Here is a 3,388-nt window from a genome sequence, read left to right on the forward strand (position 1 = left end):
TGTGCAAGATAAGTTTCAAAATTTTCGTCGTTATACCTGTCATCTAAAGAAATAAAATCGGCCTGGTAAGCATCAAACCGAGTATTCGGAATACTTTTCTGAAAAATAGTTATAACATTATGATGGCGTTCGTCAGCTTTTATCCTTTCAAACAGATCTTTTAAAAGTTGCTTGTCCCCTTCAAGTACCTGGAAAAAATTTCCATGTGAGTATAAAAGAATCCGGGTGATATTGTGATTGTTATTCCAGTCTTTACTAAAATCTAAAGCTTCCTGTATTTCAGTTTCTGAAAGTGCCGGGTTAGCGGTACTTACATAACTTATTGCGTAGCACATATTATTTAAGAGTTGTTGAACTCAAGAATAACTGAAATTAAGAAATGTTGAAATTCCATACCGTGAAAATTTATTTAAAAAATTATAAAAACCGATGTGAATTCAGTAAACTCTACACTACTGAAAATGATCTTTCTCTACCGCCTGGGCTGCATTAAAACCGCACATACCGTGCACGCCACCACCGGGAGGTGTAGAGGACGAGCAAATATAGATTTTTGGATTAGGAGTGGAATAAGGAGACATTTTTGCGATTGGCCTGGTAAAAAGCTGGGTAATATCCTGTTTTCCGCCATTAATATCACCACCGATTATATTAGGATTAAAGGCGTTCAATTGAACAGAATTCATAGTAGATTTCTTTAAGATACAATCTTTAAATCCCGGTGCGGCCCGCTCTATTTGATCTTCAATTATTTTTGAAAAATCTTCTGTATTACCATTGGGTACGTGACAATAAGCCCAGGCCGTATGTTGACCTTCGGGAGCTCTTGTGTTATCAAAAATACTATGCTGGGCCACCAGTACATAAGGAGTTTGCGTCATATTTTTTTGGTGTATACTTTGTTCTGAATTCTCCATTTCTTCTTCAGAAAATCCTATATGCACCGTGCCCGCTTTCCGGCATTTTTCATTGATAAATGGAATGGGTTTGCTTAGCGCCCAATCTACTTTAAAGACTCCGGCACCATATTTAAAGGAATCCATTCTTTTGCGATAAAGACCGGGAAAATCTGTTCCTTTAATTTTTAATAACTGCTTCGGAGTTAAATCGAATAAATATGTTTTAGATTCCGGAAGTTCATCCAGCTGGGTTATATTCTTTTCAAGGTGTAGTTCGCCACCAATGGAAGTATAGTAACTCAACATACTATTTATAAAGTTTTGCGCTCCGCCTTTTGGAAATGGCCAGTTATATTTATGCGCCATAGTACTTAATACAAGTCCGAACGATGCTGAAGCTAGGCTATTTAGCGGTAAGGTTGAATGTGCAGCAGAGCCGTAAAAGAATATTCTCGACTTTTCATTTTTAAAATAATATTTGGCCAGTAATTTAGCCGATGGTAGTGCCTTCAAACCAAACTTCATAAAATCCAGCGGATGCTGTGGAATTCCTAAAGGGCCCAGAAGGTCATTTTCTAATTTTTCCCAGTCTTTAACCAGTGGTTCAAATAATTTGGAATAGGAAGCTTCATCATCACCTAATTGAGCTGCTGTTTTCCTGATATCGGTATAACAGGCGTGTGCGCTACCATCCCTGAAGGGATGAGCGTAGGGAATTTCAGGAAATATCCATTCCAACCCATGTTCCTCCAGAGGTAAACTTCTTAAGAACGGTGATCCAAACCCCATGGGCAAAATGGCCGAACCTACGTCGTGTTTAAATCCCGGTAAAGTTAATTCCTGGGTTCGGGTGGAGCCTCCGGGAGTAGCTGCCTGTTCAAAAATGGCTGTTTTAAGTCCTTTTTGTTGCAAATATATTGCGGCTGAAATTCCATTAGAACCGCTTCCGATAATTATAGCATCGTAGCTTACAGGCATTAAGTTATTTTTTTAAGGTCAAGATTTTCAAGGTACTCCCGAAAGGAAATTTTTCCATTAGTTTCCCCAATCATATCGTTGGTAGTAATAAAGGTAAAATAATCCAGTTTATCATTAATTCCTTCACTGAATATTTTTGGTAATCCCAGGCTGGCGCTTATTTTAGCCATAGGTTCAGGTATTTCAATAATTTCGCCACCAACAATTTCTTTTATCATTTCTGCCATTTCACGCCGGGTGTGAATATTTGGGCCACCTACCTCTGCGATTTCTGGGCCTTCGTTAAGAAAGGATACCACAACTTCAGCCAGGTCTTTATGGTGAATACTGTTGGTTTGTGCAGCTCCCGAGCCAATTAATGGGATGACTTTGCGTTTAGCCATAATTGCGAGATCATTTAAGCCCGAATAAAAGCCCACCGGCCTTATAATTGTATATTCTATACCAGAATGTTTTAACTCTTCTTCAAATAATTTGTGGGCACGGGCAATGCTGTAGTCTTTAGTAGAGTCTACTCCCATAATGGAAACATAAATAAAGCGCTTCACCCCGTTTTTAAGAGCATCTTTCAACAGATTTCTATTCGCTCTAAAATCACTTTCCATAAAAGATTCTCCGGAAGGCGTAAAAAGGCTTACACTTTTTCCAAGTGCAGAAATTACAGTCGTGATGTTTTTAGTGATATCTTCAATCCCTTTGGGATCTTTTCCCGCATCGCCTTTCCACACATCGTCAGTGTATTTTGAAAGTTTTGAAACGCCTTTATCAGAGCGGGTTAATGCTCGTAGATTTTTTCCTCCTTCCGTTAGTAAATTTATGATTTCAGTACCCAGGGCTCCTGAAGCACCCACAATTAAAATTTTCCCTACATCTTCCATTTTCTCAATTTTTTAAAACTGAGAATTTAAGATACTTAGAAATTGAATAAGAAAAGATAAAAGCGCCTTGTGGTTAACAAAAGATTAGCTTGTGTTATATTTTTTCGGAGATCCTGCTTTGGATACAATATAATAAACCGAATCTTTATTGGCGAAGTTCTATTTCGGAAAGTTCAAAGAGTTGCGCACATACATTTTCATTCTCGAAAGTTTCATATAGATAACCGCTAAAAATGACTTCTAAACTATCTTGCTGAAACTCTTCCGGCAAATTGCAAATCCATAAATCCAAATAATTTTCCTCTGTTTTAAAATCACCGTCAATTCTAAATACTGGACAAGCCTCCTCTGGCAGGAGTATAAAACCCGCTTCATTTGTATATTCAGCTATAATTCCGCGTTCGTCTTCAATGTCTATACAATCCATCCGCGGCAACGAGCCATCTCTGCGTTCAATTTCATCATCAGTTTCACAGGCAGATAAAACGGTAACTAAAATTAAAAGTTTATAGATTAACTTCATAAGGAGGTATTTCTTATAAGATGCAGGTTGGTATAAAAGGTTGCGTATAAAAATGAAAAAACCCCGGTTCATCACGCCGGGGTCATTCATCAATCAAAAAACGAACAGTT

Annotated in this window: 4 protein-coding genes; all 4 read right to left on the reverse strand. The window is 38.0% G+C overall.

Annotated features, from left to right (window positions below):
- Positions 1 to 335: BLUF domain-containing protein (locus tag AACZ30_RS13485; protein ID WP_339650004.1), on the reverse strand; the 335-nt coding region annotated here is incomplete at its 3' end.
- A gap of 117 nt (positions 336 to 452) precedes the next feature.
- Positions 453 to 1,877, reverse strand: a complete 1,425-nt coding sequence (locus AACZ30_RS13490) for an NAD(P)/FAD-dependent oxidoreductase (protein WP_339650006.1) — start codon at positions 1,875 to 1,877, stop codon at positions 453 to 455.
- Positions 1,877 to 2,755 (reverse strand): NAD(P)H-binding protein, encoded by an 879-nt coding sequence (locus AACZ30_RS13495; RefSeq protein WP_339650007.1) that lies wholly within the window; start codon positions 2,753 to 2,755, stop codon positions 1,877 to 1,879. Before AACZ30_RS13495 ends, AACZ30_RS13490 begins: the two co-directional genes overlap by 1 nt.
- Before the next feature lie 145 nt (positions 2,756 to 2,900).
- Positions 2,901 to 3,278 (reverse strand): hypothetical protein, encoded by a 378-nt coding sequence (locus AACZ30_RS13500; protein ID WP_339650008.1) that lies wholly within the window; start codon positions 3,276 to 3,278, stop codon positions 2,901 to 2,903.
- Positions 3,279 to 3,388: the final 110 nt, after the last annotated feature.

Origin of the sequence: uncultured Salegentibacter sp., from assembly GCF_963972535.1 — a bacterium.
Taxonomy (GTDB): Bacteria; Bacteroidota; Bacteroidia; order Flavobacteriales; family Flavobacteriaceae; genus Salegentibacter.